This window comes from Nonomuraea sp. NPDC003707, assembly GCF_053587055.1.
Genome location: NZ_JBSFNK010000002.1, coordinates 620151 through 634829 on the forward strand (window position 1 = coordinate 620151; position 14679 = coordinate 634829).

Below are 14679 nucleotides of genomic sequence, written 5' to 3' on the forward strand. Positions count from 1 at the left end.
CTGTCCTCGGCTTTCGTGCTGGGGTCGGGTCACACGGCGGCGACGTCGAAGGTCTTGTTCTTCATGTCCGGGCCGTTCATTATCTTGCCCATGGCCGGCCCGATGACCGGCGTGCGCATGAGGCGCAGCATCGCGCCGCGCATGACCAGTTCCTTGCGGTCGTGGGGCGTGAAGATTCTGCGCATGATCAGCGCGCTGTCCTGCTCGGTCTGGATGAAGGGCCGCATCCGGGCCTCCCACGCGGACAGTGCGGCGGGCAGGTCGTCGGGATGGCGCTGCACCATGGTGCCCAGCAGCTCGCCTCCGGCGATGCCGCTGGAGGCGCCCATGCCCGCGTACAGGGTCACGCACCAGGCGGCGTCGCCGACCAGGACCACCCGGCCGTGGTGCCAGCGCGGCATCTTGACCTGGTTCACCGAGTCGAACAGGGACTCCGGAGCCTGCTCGAACGCCGTGAACAACTTCTCCAGGAGCGGTCCGGCGGGCTGCGGCCCGAACGCGGCGCGGATGGACTCGATCGGCGGGCGGGCGAACTCGGCGTCGATGTCGTCGGTGCGGTAGGAGAACAGCAGGCCCGGCGGGTGGTCGGAGAAGGGGAAGATCCACGCTGAGCGTCCCGGCTCGGCCAGGGTCAGGCCCTGCCCCTGGCCGAGGCCCTCGATCGGCCGGTCCAGCACGGTGGCGCCGATCATGTAGTTCAGCGGGTGCAGGTGCTCCTCGGGGCCGAAGGCCAGCCTGCGCACGGTCGAGCGCATCCCGTCGGCGCCCACCACCAGGTCGAAGCGCTCGGTGACAGTGGCGCCGGAGGCGGTGTCGCGCAGGGTGACCTCCGCCGCGGAGTCGTCCTGCGCGATGTGGGTGGGCACGGTGGAATAGCGGATCTCCACATCGGCCGGCAGCGCGGAGAACAGCGCCCGCTCGATGTCCCCGCGCAGCACCACCCGTGGCTTGCCTGGCAGGTTGGCCAGGCTCATGCCGGCGGTGTGGCGACCGGCCCGGTTCACCTCGTAGGGGGGAAGCCGCGGGGTGCGGTCGCCGATCGCCTCCAGCGCGCCCAGCCGCTGAGCGGAGGCGAGACCGGTGCCGAACAGCAGGATGAAGTACCCGCCCGAGCGGCGGGCCGGAGCCCGCTCCACCAGCACCGGCTCCCAGCCGACCTGCCGCAGGCGCAGCGCGGTGGCGATGCCCGCGATCCCGAGCCCCACCACCAGCGCACGCCCGACTGCGTCCTTCATTGCCGACTCCCTTTCTGTCGTGTCACCACGACCCTAATAGACAAACTGACCAGATTGGTTCTGTTGGTCAGTTTTTTAGGCGCAGTCGTAGAGGGTGAGGCCGCCGGTCGTGGGACTACCTCCATAGGCGGCGGCGGGGACTTCGGCGCAGTTCGCCTTGATCCATTGCGAGCGGCTCGTGCTCGACCCGCCCATCATGGCGCCGAAGCCGGATCCCAGAACGAAGCGCAGCTGCCCGGAACCCGTCCAGTCCTTCAGCTGCCGGACGGTCGGGGCGTCGTCGATGCCGATGAAGCCGCCCATGCCGATCACGGTGGCGTCGCTGCCGAGGATGAACGTGGAGGCGAACATGGCGCCACCCTCGACGGCGAGCTTGATCCGGGCGGAGCCGGAGTTCTTGACGGCATGGTCGAGGATCTTGCGCTGGTCGGAGGTGAGCTCGCCGCCGCCGCCGGGAAAGCCTCCCGGGAAGCCGCCCGCGAGTCCGGATGGCATGCCGCCCGGGCTCCCGCCGGGGAAGCCTTCGGGGAGTTTCATGCCTGGCGGGAGTTCCATGCCTTCCGGGAGTTCCATGCCTGGCGGGAGCCGCATCCCTTCCGGGAGTTCGCGCCCGCCCGGAGCCGGGCCGGCTCCGCCACCGCCGCCGAAGGGCATGGCCGGCGGCCCCGCGGTGGGGTTGGCGCCGCCCAGCGCCGACGTGGTGCCGGGAACGCTGATCGCCCAGGCCGCGGGCGCCGCCAGCACCGCCAGGACCGCGACGCCGAGGGCGGCGGGCAGCAGCCGTCGCCGGCCGGCGGACAGCAGGAGCAGGACGACCGCCGCCAGCCCGGCCGCGCCCACAGGCCACACCAGCCAGCCGTTCCAGAACGGGGCCCGCCCGATCACGGCACAGGCCCAGGCCGCGGTCACCGCGACGGCCCCGGCCCCCAGCGGGAGCGCCCAGCGCGCCCCCGCCCGATGGGCGCGGGCCAGCGTCGTGACGAAGCCCGCGGTGAGGGCGGCGATGGCGGGGGCCAGCTGCGTCGTGTAGTACGGGTGGAAGATCCCCTGCTGCGTGGCGAACACCACGCCGCAGACCACCAGCCAGGTGCCCCAAAGCACCCATCCCGCCGCGGCGAGCGGCTCACCGGGCATCGCGACCCCGCGCCGGCGCAGTACGGCGACGGCCAGGGCCAGCAGCAGCGCCACCCCGCACAACGGCAGCAGCCAGCTGATCTGCCCGCCGACCTGCTCGTTGAAGAGCCGCCCCGGACCGGCCGCGCCGCCGAAGGAGATGCCGAAGCCGCCCGGGACGCCGCCGCTCCCGCCGCCGAGGACCCGGCCGAGGCCGTTGTAGCCGATGACCAGGTCCCAGGCGCTCCCGTCGGTGCTGCCGCCGACGTACGGACGGTTCCCCGGCCAGAGCGCGACCATCGCGACCCACCACAGGGACGACACGGCGAGGACCGCGCCCCCGGCCGGCAGCCTGGCCAGCCGGCCGGGCCAGGGACCGCGCGCGCCGACCAGCCAGGCCGCCGCGAAGGCGGGGATCACCATCCAGGCGGCCAGCATCTTCGTCAGGAAGCCGAGGCCGATCAGGAGCCCTGCGGCGCACAACCAGCGCAGGGCGGCCCGGCCGGAGTCCGTCCGCAGCGCTCGAGTCAGCGCGTACGCTGCCGCCACCAGCGTCAGCACCAGCAGGGTGTCGGGGTTGTTGTCGCGGTTGATCGCCACCGTGATCGGGGTCAGGGTCAGGACCAGCGCGGCCAGCAGCCCCGCCGCCTCGCCCGCCCACAGGCGTACGGTGCGGTGCAGGAGGAACACCGTGGCGACGCCTTCCAGCACCTGGGGCAGGATCAGCGCCCAGCCGTGCAGGCCGAAGAGCTTGGTGCTGAGGACCTGCGGCCACAGCGCCGCCGGCGGCTTGTCGACGGTGATCACGCCGGCCGGGTCGTAGGCGCCGAACAGGAAGTTCGTCCAGCTCTGGCCCATCGACTTCACGGCGGCGGAGTAGTAGCCGTTGCCCCAGCCGAGGGAGCCGAGGGCCCAGCCGTACAGGCCGGTGGCCAGGAGCAGGATCGCCGCCATCGCGGCCGGGGCCACCCAGCCGGGCAGGCGACGGCCGGCGGCACGCGGCGGCAGTTCGGTGATGTCGGTCATCTGTGCTTCTTCTTCTCCGAAGACGATCAGGGTGTGGGACGGCGGAAGACGGCCAGGCGCAGCGTCACGAAGCGGACGGCGGTGACCAGCGCGGACGAGGCGGTGAGCACGAGCGTCTCGGCCGCGGCCGACGCGTCGGGCTGGACCTGGCGGAACAGCAGCACGGCGGCGGAGGTGACGACGTACCCGAGCAGGAAGAGGGCCCCCGCTCCCAGGTGCGCCCGTCCGGCCCCCGTGCCGGACCAGCGGAAGGTGAGGCGGCGGTTGGCCTCGGTGTTGAGCACGGTGAGGACGAGCAGCGACACCAGGTTCGCGATCATGGGCGGCCACCACGCGCGCAGCAGCCAGTAGAGCAGGGCCTGACCGGCCGTCGAGAGCACGCCGATGGCCACGAAGCAGCCGACCTCCCAGGTGATGCGGGAGCCCGCCCTGGCGGGGGCCAGCACGGCGTCGGGGTGCTCGGCGGCGGGGGCGGGGCGCCGCGGCAGCGGAGCCCGTGCGGCGCCTGAGGCCTTCATGCGGGCCACCCGCCACAGCCCGCGCAGGTCGTCCACGGCGGTGCCGACGACGTCGACCCGGGTGTCCACGTCCTCGACCCAGTCGACCGGGACCTCGTGGATGCGCAGCCCGTTGTGCTCGGCGAGCAGCAGCAGCTCGGTGTCGAAGAACCAGGCGTCGTCCTGCGTCCTTTCGAGCAGCGGGCCGAGCACGTCCGTACGGGCGGCCTTGAAGCCGCACTGCGCGTCGCTGAACCGGGCTCCGTGGGTGAGCCGGATGATCGCGTTGTAGCAGCGGGAGATCAGCTCGCGGCGCGGCCCGCGCACGGTGCGCGCGCCGGAGGCCAGCCGGCTGCCGATGGCGAGGTCGGAGTGGCCGCTGGCGAGCGGGGCGATCAGCGGCAACAGCCCGTCCAGGCGCGTGGACAGGTCGACGTCCATGTAGACGACGATGTCGGCCTCGCTCGCGCCCCACACAGTACGCAGTGCGAGCCCGCGCCCCTTCCTGTCGAGGTGGACCACGTCCGTGCCGGGCAGCTCGACGGCCAGCTCCCGGGCCACCTCCAGCGTCCGGTCACGGCTCGCGTTGTCCGCCACGGTGATCCGCCAGGGGAACGGCATCCGCTCACGGAGGTGCGCGTGCAGGGTGCGCAGGCATCCCGGGAGCGCGCGCTCCTCGTTGTAGACGGGGATGACGATCTCGACCGTGGGATTCGGCAGCTCCGAGCGCTGGAAGTCACGGAGGACGCCCTGGCCGCAGGTGGTGTCGGTCATCGCTGTCCACTTCTCTTCGCAGGGATGTCAGATCGCTCGGTGGGACGGCTCCATCACCGGCGATCAGCACGACGCCGGGCGCGATCCTCGCGCCGGGGCCGTCGTGGTCACCCCTCAAGCCTCGTGGCCCCGCCCCGGGGGAACGTCCGCCTGGAGGAGGGTTCTGAGCTGCGGCGATCGCAGTAGACGCGGGCGCGGGCCTACCGCGCCCGCGGTTCCCGGCCGATCAGCGGGCCTGGGGACGGACCAGGCCGGTCTCGTAAGCGATGATCACCAGTTGGGCGCGGTCGTGCGCCTTCAGCTTGGTCATGGCCCGGTTGACGTGGGTCTTGGCGGTCACCCGGCTGATCCCCAGCAGGTCAGCGATCTCGTCGTTGGTGCGTCCGCAGGCGACCAGGGTCATCACCTCCCGTTCGCGCTCGGTGAGCACGGCGAGGTCTTCGGGGACGTGCTGGGCCGAGACGCCGGGGCCGGCCAGGAAGCGGGTGATCAGCCGGCTGGTCGCCGACGGCGACAGCAGCGCCTCGCCCCTGGCCACCACCCTGATGGCCTCCTGCAGCTCGCCGGCCTCCACGCCCTTGCCGAGGAAGCCGCTGGCGCCCGCCCGCAGCGCGGCGAAGACGTACTCGTCGATCTCGAACGTGGTCAGGACCAGCACCCGGACCCCGGCCATGGCCTCGTCGGAGGTGATCTCCCTCGTCGCGGCCAGACCGTCCATCCCGGGCATGCGGACGTCCATCAGCACCACGTCGGCCATGGTCTCCCGCGCCAGCCGTACGGCGTCGTGACCATTGGCGGCCTCGCCGACCACGTGCAGGTCGGGGGCCGAGTCGATCAGCACCCGGAACCCCGCGCGGACCAGCGCCTGGTCATCGGCCAGCAGCACGTTGACGGTCATCGCCTGTTCTCCCTGGAGGTGGGCAGCACGGCGTGCACCCGGAACCCGCCGCCGTCCACGGGCCCGGCGAGGAACGTGCCGCCGACCGACAGGGCCCGCTCCCGCATGCCGATCAGGCCGTGACCGAACCCGGGGGAGATCCCGCCCGCACCGCCACGACCGTCGTCGGTCACGGTGACGATCACCTCGTCGGCGGCGTACTCGATCCGCACGGTGGCGGTCGCCCGCGGCGCGTGCTTGCTCACGTTGGTCAGCGCCTCCTGGACGATCCGGAACGCGGCGAGGTCCACAGGGGCCGGCAGCGGTCTCGGATCGCCGTAGAGCAGCCGGCCCAGCTTCAGCCCGGCGGCGGTGAAGGAGTCGACCAGCTCCGGCAGCCGGTCCAGCCCCGGCGCGGGCTCGGTCAGGAGCTCGTCGCGGCTGCCCGGCCGGCGCAGCAGCCCCACCGTCGTCCGCAGCTCGTCCAGCGCCTCCTTGCCGGCTTCGCGGACATGGCCCAGCGCCGCGCGGGCCTGCTCGGGTTCGCTCTCCAGCATGTACGCGGCGACCTGCGCCTGCACGTTGATCAGCGCGATGTGGTGGGCGAGAACGTCGTGCAGCTCCCGCGCGATGTGCAGCCGTTCCTCCATCACCCGGCGTTCGGCCTCCTCCTCGCGCGTCTCCTCGGCCCGGCGCGCCCGCTCCTCGATGGCGGCCACGTACGCCCGGCGGCTGCGCAGCGAGTCCCCGACGGCGGTGGCCATGCCGATCGCCGCGATCGGCGCCAGCACCTCGGGCGCCAGCCACGCGCTGTCGCCGAACACGACCCTGGCCACGGCGACCACCAGCGCGGCGAGCCCGCCGCAGATCCACGCGTGCCGGCGCGGGCATCGGGAGGCCACCGTGTACATCGCGATCGCCGACCCCAGGTCCAGCACGTTCCGCCCGCCGTCGATCATGGCATAGGCGGCGAACCCGGTGACCGTGACGGCGAGCACGGCGTGGGGCCACCGCCGCCGGAAGACCAGCGCGCCGCAGACGACCGCGGCCAGCGCGATGTCGTACGCGGTGAGGGGCCGCATCGGGTCGTGCCACTCCGCGCCGGGCGGCGGGGGAGCGCCCGGCGCCAGCAGCGTCGTCGCATACACGCACACGGCCAGGACCGTGTCGGCCGCATAGGGACGGGACAGGAGTTCCCGTCTCAGCCAGGTCACCGTACGCACCTTTCAAACGTTAGGCCTGACCTGGGCGAAGTCCCTCATCCCGTGGTACCCATCCGCTCTACTGCGCCCGCAGTACGCCCGTCGCTCCGCCACTTGACCAATCGGACCGCAGTCCGTATTTTCGATGCAGTAATCGGACCACAGTCCGGAAAGGACCTGAAATCATGAGCAGACTGCTGCACATCTCCGCCTCCCCCCGCGGGGGCGAGTCGATCTCGCTGGGCATCGCGCGGACGTTCGTCGAGGAGTACCGCGCCGCCAGGCCCGGTGCGACGGTCGATCACTTCGACCTGTGGGACGGCACGCTCCCCGAGTTCGGCCCCGCCGCCGCGGGCGCGAAGATGACCGTGTTCGGCGGTGGCACGCCCGAGGGGGAGCAGGCGGAGGCGTGGGCGGCGGCCGTGCGGACGTTCGAGCGCTTCGACTCCTACGACCGTTACCTCTTCAGCGTGCCGATGTGGAACGGGGGCGTGCCCTACAAGCTGAAGCAGTTCATCGACGTGGTCAGCCAGCCGGCGATGGTCTTCGACGTGCACCCGGAGACCGGGTATCGCGGCCTGCTGACCGGCAAGCGCGCCGCCGTCGTCTACACCAGCGCCGTCTGGGGTCCCGGCCTGGGGCCGGAGTTCGGCAATGACTTCCAGTCGACGTACTTCGACGACTGGCTCCGCTGGGCCGGCATCGCCGACATCCAGGAGATCCGCCATCACCCGACGCTGACGGGCTCGTACGAGGCCGAACGCAAGCAGGCCGACGAACGCGCCCGCCGGATCGCCAGGACGTTCTGACGCTCAGCCGAAACAGGTGTCCGCCGGATGCCTCAGGAGGCGCAGGTCCAGCGGGGCCCGTCCGGGGTGTCCTCCACGAGGACCCCGCCCTCCTGCATCGCCGCCCGCACCGCGTCCGCCACCTCGTACCGCCCCTCCTCGCGCAGCCGGGTGCGGAGCACCAGCAGGGGCTCCACCAGGGAAGGGAGGCTCTGCGAGCGGAGGCGGGCGGTCGAGGCGAGCTCGCCGAGGCGGGCGATGAGCAGCCGCATCAGCTCTCTCGCCTGGTCGACCCCGCCGGCGTCCTCCTCCGTGTCGGCCGCCCACTTGACGATCTCGGCCTCCAGGTCGAGCACCGCCTGGGCCGCCGCCACGAGGTCCGGACGGGCCACCGCCGCCTTGAACAGCTCCTCGCACGTGTGGATCGTCTCCTCCAGCGTCACCTCGGCGGGAGCGGGGTCGGCCGGGGGTGGCGGGGTGGCGGCGCCCGTGCCGGGGCCGCCCTCGGCCAGGCGGCGCAGCTCGGCCAGGTCGGTGTGGGTGCCCGTGGGCAGGACCGTCGTGGAGCCGGGCAGGCGGACGGTCAGGCCGCCCCGGCCCGCCACCCGCACCGACTCGGTCTCGAGGTCGATCATCAGGGCGGTGTGCTCGTCGAGGCCCAGGACGGCGGTGCCGGGCGGCAGCTCGCGCTCCATGCGGGACAGCCGGCGCTCGCCCAGATAGCAGTAGCGGGTGTCGTGGGTGCCGCCCTCGGCGTTGTCGAAATGGGGGATCAGCACGGCCCGCAGCCCGAGCGGCTCCAGCAGGTCGACGCCCTCGCGCCAATGCGGATCCGCGCCCACCTTGTAGATCTCGTACACCGGCACGGTGGCCAGGCCCGCCGTGCAGGCGGCGGCCGAGGCCAGCACCGTCACCCCCTCGCGCGCGCGGATGCGGGCACGCAGGTCGCCGGCCACGCCCGAGCCGGCCCACCGGTCGAGCGCGTACGTCGGGCTGCCGGGACCCGAGAAGACCCAGTCGGCGCCCGTGATCCCAGCCGCCACCTCGACCTCCAGGCCGACGCTGCGCGCGAAGTAGCGGCAGGCGCGGGCGGAGATGTCGGCGGAGTTTTCCTGGAAGGCGTAGGGAGTGTCGAGCAGCACGGCCCGCGCCCCGGCGCGCAGCGAACGCGCCGCCGCGCGGTGGATCTCGACCATGGTCGGGCTCGTCTCGCCCGACCCCATCAACACCAGCAAACCCGGCATGGCTGTCGGCCCCTCTCTCGCATGCCATCGACTACATCCGGGCCCGCCACGGCTTTCAAGAGCGTTGCGACAATGCGTCGGAGACGTACTTGCATATGATTGGCAGTAAGTTGGTGGCGGTGACGGGAAGACACGTGATCCTGGTTGAGACGCTCATGCTACGGGTGGGCACCGACAATCGCTGGTCCTACCGGCATGCCCTTACCCGGCCACGGCGAGGGGAGAGCCCCGACGAGGCGGCCCGCCGGCTCGGCGGGGTCGCGGCCGAGGACCCCGGGACCGTCGTGCACTCCACGAGCTGGCGATACGAGCCGGACGGCGGGGTCGTCCTGACCTATGCGGTCTGCCCGGACCCGGCGCCGTGGCTGCCCGCGGTCGAGGTGCCCGAGCTGGAGATCGCCAGGGGCGAGGGGCCCGCGACCCCGTCACCTGAGCGCGTCGCCCTGGCCAACGTGGTCGCGCACGCGGTCCGGCACCTGGGCCTCCTCATGGCCGAGGACCCCGTCGTGTCGCGCGTCCTGTCGAGCCATCCCGCGATCGCCCTCGCCCTGGAGCCGGCGGGCGCGCCCGCCTGAGAGGCGGCGGCCCAGCGCCTGCATGGGCCGTTCGACGTATCTGTAGCTGAGCGCGCTGACGGCCAGCACCACGGTGAGGGCCAGCGCCGCCATCATGAGCTGGTACGCCGGCTCCGCCCGCCGCAGGTCGCCGGTGATCGCCACGAAATACTTCAGCAGCGGGTGATGCACCAGGTAGAGCGAGTAGCTGATCAGCCCGAGCCAGGTCAGCACCCTGGGCAGCCGCCGCCCCCGCAGCGCCATCCCCGCCGCGAACGTGGCCCCGGCCAGCACGATCGTCGTCAGCCACACATCGGCCCGCACCCACCACCAGCCGCCCTGGACGGCCCACAGCGGCGCGATCCCCACCAGCGCCGCGGCCACCGCGACCGGCCACAGCCGTCCGTGGCCCCGCTCCCACCGGTGGATGGCCGTCCCCGCGAACATCACCGCCAGCACCGCCACCGCGAGCCACGGCACCCGGCTGCTCAGCGGCAGCAGCGTCAGCGCCATCAGCCCCAGCGCGCAGGCCGCGGCCGTGCGCAGGCGTCCCCACACGACGCAGGCCAGCCCGGCTGCGAACACGGCGGCGGAGACGTAGGCGGGCCACCCGCCCGTCAGCACCGCCCCCGACGCCACCAGCCCCACCACCACGGCCCCCGCCGCGAACGACACCGACAGCAGCCCGCTCCGGCCGTGCCCCCCGATCAGGAACAGCGCGGTGACCAGGAGGTAGAAGATCATCTCGTACGACAGCGTCCACATCGTGTCGGCCACGCCGCCCACGTTCACGACGTCGAGCAGCATGGTCGCGTGCGCCGCCACCGCGCTGGCGTCCCTGGGCACCTCCGGCCGCACCGGCACCCACCAGGCCAGGGCCAGCACGAGGACGACCACGCCGAGGTAGAGGGGATAGAGCCGGAAGAACCGGCTGATCCAGAACTTGCGCACGTCGCCGTGGCGTTCCAGGGACGTGGGGATGATGTAGCCGCTGACCAGGAAGAACACGAGGATGCCGTAGATGCCGAGGCTGAACCAGTACGGCCTGAGCTGGGGCAGGAACCACGGCAGCAGGTGCTCGGCCACCACGGCCAGCGCGCCGATCCCCCGGAGCGCGTCCAGCCACGCGAGCCGGGCGGCGGCGGGGACGGAGGTGGTCACGGGCTGGGCGGCGACGGCGGACACCCGCCCAAACCTACCCACGAAGGCTGAAGAGATGCTGGCACCGAAGAACGTCGTGCTCGGGCATCACCGATACGCTAATGATCCCGTGGCGAGAAGGAGGCCCCAGCATGACCGTCGCCGTCCATGTCGGACCCGAGCCGGTGCCCGTGCTCATCGAGGCGGTGCGTCAGGCGGGCGGCCAGGTCGTGCCGCTGGAGGAGGCCGAGGCGATCGTCTTCTTCGGCGGCGGTCCCGCGGAGCTGCGGCCGATGCTCCACGAGGGCATCCGCTGGGTGCAACTGCCGAGCGCGGGCATCGAGCGGTTCGCCGACGCCGGGCTGATCTCCGAGCACCCGGTCTTCACCGCTGCCACCGGCTCCTACGGCCTGCCGGTGGCCGAGCACGCGATGGCCCTGATGCTGGCGGCCGCGCGCCGGCTGTACCGGGCGGCCAGGGTCAAGGCGTGGGAGCCGAAGACGTCCAGGGAGTTCGCGGGCTCGACGGTCGCGATCGTCGGCTACGGCGGCATCGGGCGGGTGCTCATGCGGATGATGGAGCCGTTCGGCTGCCGGGTCCTGGCGGTCACCGACAGCGGCGAGGCGCCAGGCGCGGACCTCGTGCTGCCGCGAGCCCGCTACCGCGAGGTGCTGCCCGAGGCCGACTACGTGGTCGTCCTGGCGCCGGCCACGCCGGAGACGAGGGGGATGTTCGGGAAGCGGGAGTTCGAGCTCATGCGCGAGGACGCCTGGCTGGTGAACGTCGCCCGAGGCAGCCTCGTCGTGACCGACGAACTGGTGGACGCGCTGCGCGCGGGCCGCATCGGCGGCGCGGCGCTGGACGTCACGGACCCGGAGCCGCTGCCCGACGGGCATCCGCTGTGGAGCCTGGACAACGTGCTCATCACGCCCCACTCCGCCAACCCGCCCTCCTCCTACTGGCGCGGCCTGACCGAACGCGTCACCGCCAACGTGCGACGCTTCGGCGACGGCGCCCCGCTGGAGGGCGTGGTCTCCCCGACCGAGGGGTTCTGAGGCGCCCCAGAGACGGCTCAGAGACGGCTCAGTCGAGGTTGAGGCGGGCCCCGTTGCTCAGCCCCGAGTCGTGCACCTCGAGCGCGGCCGGGGCGAGGTCCTTCGGCAGCTCGAACACCAGCGCGCCGGCGAACGACTGGCCCGCCTCGATGCGGATCGGCGTGATCTCCTTGCCGTCCTTGTCGAGCAGCTTGGTGCCGCCGTGTAACTCCTTGTCCTCATCCACCAGCTTCTGCTGGCCCGGGTAGAGCACCCTGGCCTCCTGGCCGACGTTGCTGACCCGCACGCCGATCTGGCACGTGCGGGTCTGCGCGGACTTCACGGGCTTGGGACACTTCGTGCTGGTGACGGCGAAGCGCAGCTTGCCGTCCTGCACGGGCCCGTCCTCGCCGGCCGACGAGGGCCGCAGCACCCAGATCAGCACGAGGATCAGCCCCACCACCAGCACGAACGCGATGATCAAGGCGGTCATGCAGCCCGCGAGTACACCCCGCTTGGGCTTGGCGGGCGGATAGCCCGGCAACGGCCCCTGGCCGGTGGCGGAGGGGTGGGGCATCGGCCCCTGCCCGGTCTGGTGGTGGGGGACCGGGCCGGTGAGATCCGGATGCGGCCCCCGCGGGCCCATCCCGGTCTGCGGCACGGGACCGGTCCGCTCGGGGTGGGGCGCCGGCGGCTGCTGCGGCACCCGGCCGACGCCGGGCGTGGGCCCGGTCCGCTCGGCGGGCGGCGGCTGCATCATGCCGGGCTTGGGCCCCGTGCGTTCGGCGGGCGGCGGCTGCATCATGCCGGGCTTGGGGCCGGTGCGCTCGGCGGGCGGCACGTGGCTCGCCGCCCTCGGCGTGGGGCCGGTGCGTTCGGCGGGCGGCGGAGGCTGTGGCCTGCGGGGCTCGGCGTGGGGAGCACGACCCTCGGGCCGGCGGGGCGGGCGGCCCGCGCCCGGCACCGCGCCCGTACGATCGGGCGGCATCGGAGGCGGCATCATCGGGAAGTCCGACGGGTTCCACGAGTTGGTCAGGTGCTTGGTGGCGGCGAGTTGCGCCGCGGGCTCGTCGGCCGCCCCCACCAGCTCCAGCAGCAGCTGCTTGGCCGCGGGCCGGCGGGTCGGGTCGGGGTGGATGGCCGCGGCCACCAGCCGGTCCAGCGGCGCGGGCAGCCCCCGCAGGTCGGGCGGCGCGCTGCGGGCCCGGGCCGCCATCACGTACGCGTCACCCTCGCCGAACGGATGCCCGCCCAGCCCCGCGTAGGCGATCAGCGACCCCCAGGCGAACACGTCGCCCGCCGGGCTGGTGCGCCCCTCGAAGACCTGCTCGGGAGCGATCCATCCGGGCGTGCCCATCACCATGCCGGCGTTCGTGTGCCGGGAGCTGACGTGCGTCGAGCGCGCCAGCCCGAAGTCGATCACCCGGGGCCCGGCCAGCGTCAGCATCACGTTGGCCGGCTTGAGGTCGCGGTGCACCAGCCCGGCCGCGTGGATCGCGGTCAGCGCGGCGGCCACGCCGACGGCCGCGGAGTGCAGCACCGACGGCGACAGCGCGCCGTGCTCGATCAGGTGGTCCTCTAGCGAGATGCCGTCGATGTACTCGGTGACGAGGTAGAGGACGCCGCGGTCCTCGCCGTGGTCGAGCACGCGCGCCGTGCAGAACGAGGCCACCTTGCGCGCGTTGGACACCTCTTCGTGGAAACGCGCCCGGTAGACCGGGTCGGCCGTGTAGTCGCGCCGGATCGCCTTGAGCGCCACCCGCTGCCCGTCGGCCGCCTTGGCGAGGTAGACCACGCCCATGCCACCGGAGCCGAGACGGCTGACCAGCTCATAGGGGCCGATCGCCGGCGGATCTTCCGGCTCCAGCGGAGTGCCTGCGGAGCGCCCCAACGTAGCCGTCCTCTCGCCGTCGTCATCCCGTCTCAATCCGAACCGTTCCTCCGCCCGGCACGTCATTTTGTACCCAAGACTCTAACGGAGGAAGTGCCTGCCCGGTGGCGACTAGTTCTGAGCAGGAGAAGGAGCGCCGTGGATGCGCAAGGGGCGCATCGTCACCCGCAGGCGCGAGAGGTTGAGGGTGTGGGGGAGGGGACGGTGCGGGGACAGCAGCCGCCCGACCGGCTTGGGGCGGGCGGCGCGGACGATGCCGGCCAGGAAGGCGGTCCCGACCGCGAGCGTGAGGTGCACGCCGTCGCAGCCCGGTCTGGCCCACCACTCGTTCGCCGCGGTGCCGTCCAGCCAGATCTCGGGGGCGAAGGTGTTCGCGTACGGCAGGCGCGAGCTGCGCTGGTGCGCGGCGATCGGCACGAGCACGGTGGTGCCGGCGGGCAGGGTGGTGCCGTACCAGTCGGTCCCGGTGGCGGTGACCCGCGACAGCGCCGGCACCGGCGGCCACAGGCGCAGCCCTTCGCGCAGGCAGGCCCGCAGGTAGTCGGCGTCGCGGCGGGCCGACTTGCGCTGGGCCGGGTGGGCGGCCAGCAGCGCCAGCGTCTGCATCAGCCCCGCCGACATCACGCCGAGGCCCATCAGCCAGAACGCCGCCTGCATGAGCCCGCGCGAGCGGCCCACCCCCGGCCTCTCCGCGATCAGGCCGGCCAGGCTGCCGGGTTCGGCGCGGCGCAGGTGGTCGAGGATGCGGGCGCCGTAGCGGCCCGAGAGCAGGTCCTGGCGCCGCCTGTCGCGCCACCTGCCGGCCCGCGTGAGGTCCGTCAGCAGGCGGGTGAGCTCCACGTCGTCGGCCGCGCCGTCGCCGTAGACGCAGCGCCTGGCCACCCGCTGCCACCGGGCGTTCAGCCGGTCGTGGTCGACCACGCCGGAGGTGAGCTCCCCGGCCTCCTCCCTGGCGATGTCGATGAACGTCGGGCGCAGCACGTCCGTCGGCAGGCCGAAGGGGCGTTGCTCGACGCCCTGCGCGAATTCGCCCTCCTCCGACAGCACGCGCAGGGCGTCCCGCTTGGAGATGATCAGCAGCGCGGGGCCGCGCAGGCCGCGCACCAGGACGGGGCGGCCGCCGTACCTGGCCTCGAGCTCGGCCAGCAGCGCGCGGGAGCGCAGCGGGTCGCGCCCACGCGTCAGATGCGGCAAGCCCGGCGGGACGATCGTGGCGGCCAGGCGCAGGCTCTCCAGCACGGTGGCCCGGGGGAGGTCCCTAGGCACGCGCGGCCTTCCGTGCTCCGACCGGCGCCCGCGGGTCC

Annotated in this window: 11 protein-coding genes; 2 read left to right on the forward strand and 9 right to left on the reverse strand. The window is 73.0% G+C overall.

Features of this window, described 5'->3' with window-relative positions; all coding sequences use genetic code 11:
• Window positions 1–29: 29 nt before the first annotated feature.
• From ACWDRB_RS06900 to ACWDRB_RS06920, 5 genes are all read right to left on the reverse strand, one after another.
• Entirely contained in the window at window positions 30–1235 is a 1206-nt protein-coding gene (locus ACWDRB_RS06900) for an FAD-dependent monooxygenase (protein ID WP_449892158.1), read from the reverse strand.
• 75 nt (window positions 1236–1310) lie between these two features.
• The gene (locus tag ACWDRB_RS06905) at window positions 1311–3374 is read right to left on the reverse strand and encodes an ArnT family glycosyltransferase (protein WP_449892159.1); all 2064 of its coding nucleotides are present in this window, start codon (window positions 3372–3374) and stop codon (window positions 1311–1313) included.
• A 26-nt stretch (window positions 3375–3400) separates the two neighbouring features.
• A complete protein-coding gene (locus ACWDRB_RS06910; protein WP_449892160.1) occupies window positions 3401–4645 on the reverse strand; it encodes a glycosyltransferase in 1245 nt (414 codons plus the stop codon).
• Between the two features lie 226 nt (window positions 4646–4871).
• Complete coding sequence (locus tag ACWDRB_RS06915; protein WP_449892161.1) at window positions 4872–5543, reverse strand: response regulator transcription factor; 672 nt, start codon at window positions 5541–5543, stop codon at window positions 4872–4874.
• A complete protein-coding gene (locus ACWDRB_RS06920) occupies window positions 5540–6736 on the reverse strand; it encodes a sensor histidine kinase (protein WP_449892163.1) in 1197 nt (398 codons plus the stop codon). The genes ACWDRB_RS06915 and ACWDRB_RS06920 overlap by 4 nt, the downstream gene beginning before the upstream one ends.
• Window positions 6737–6909: 173 nt before the next feature.
• Here ACWDRB_RS06920 and ACWDRB_RS06925 point away from each other — a divergent pair, with 173 nt between their 5' ends.
• The gene (locus ACWDRB_RS06925) at window positions 6910–7533 is read left to right on the forward strand and encodes an FMN-dependent NADH-azoreductase (RefSeq protein WP_449892164.1); all 624 of its coding nucleotides are present in this window, start codon (window positions 6910–6912) and stop codon (window positions 7531–7533) included.
• 32 nt (window positions 7534–7565) lie between these two features.
• Here ACWDRB_RS06925 and ACWDRB_RS06930 read toward each other — a convergent pair whose 3' ends face one another.
• Window positions 7566–8756, reverse strand: coding sequence for a hypothetical protein (locus ACWDRB_RS06930; protein ID WP_449892165.1), 1191 nt, complete (start codon window positions 8754–8756; stop codon window positions 7566–7568).
• A gap of 425 nt (window positions 8757–9181) precedes the next feature.
• Window positions 9182–10495, reverse strand: coding sequence for an acyltransferase family protein (locus tag ACWDRB_RS06935; protein ID WP_449892166.1), 1314 nt, complete (start codon window positions 10493–10495; stop codon window positions 9182–9184).
• 107 nt (window positions 10496–10602) lie between these two features.
• On the opposite strand from ACWDRB_RS06935, the gene ACWDRB_RS06940 reads away from it, so the two are divergent.
• Window positions 10603–11505 (forward strand): D-isomer specific 2-hydroxyacid dehydrogenase family protein, encoded by a 903-nt coding sequence (locus ACWDRB_RS06940; RefSeq protein ID WP_449892167.1) that lies wholly within the window; start codon window positions 10603–10605, stop codon window positions 11503–11505.
• 28 nt (window positions 11506–11533) lie between these two features.
• Here the strand turns inward: ACWDRB_RS06940 and ACWDRB_RS06945 are convergent, their stop codons facing one another.
• Together ACWDRB_RS06945 and ACWDRB_RS06950 are read right to left on the reverse strand one after the other, a co-directional pair.
• Window positions 11534–13375, reverse strand: a complete 1842-nt coding sequence (locus tag ACWDRB_RS06945; protein ID WP_449892168.1) for a protein kinase domain-containing protein — start codon at window positions 13373–13375, stop codon at window positions 11534–11536.
• Between the two features lie 111 nt (window positions 13376–13486).
• Window positions 13487–14641 carry a cytochrome P450 gene (locus ACWDRB_RS06950; protein ID WP_449892169.1) on the reverse strand — a complete coding sequence of 385 codons (1155 nt, stop codon included), beginning with the start codon at window positions 14639–14641 and terminating at the stop codon, window positions 13487–13489.
• Between the last annotated feature and the right edge of the window lie 38 nt (window positions 14642–14679).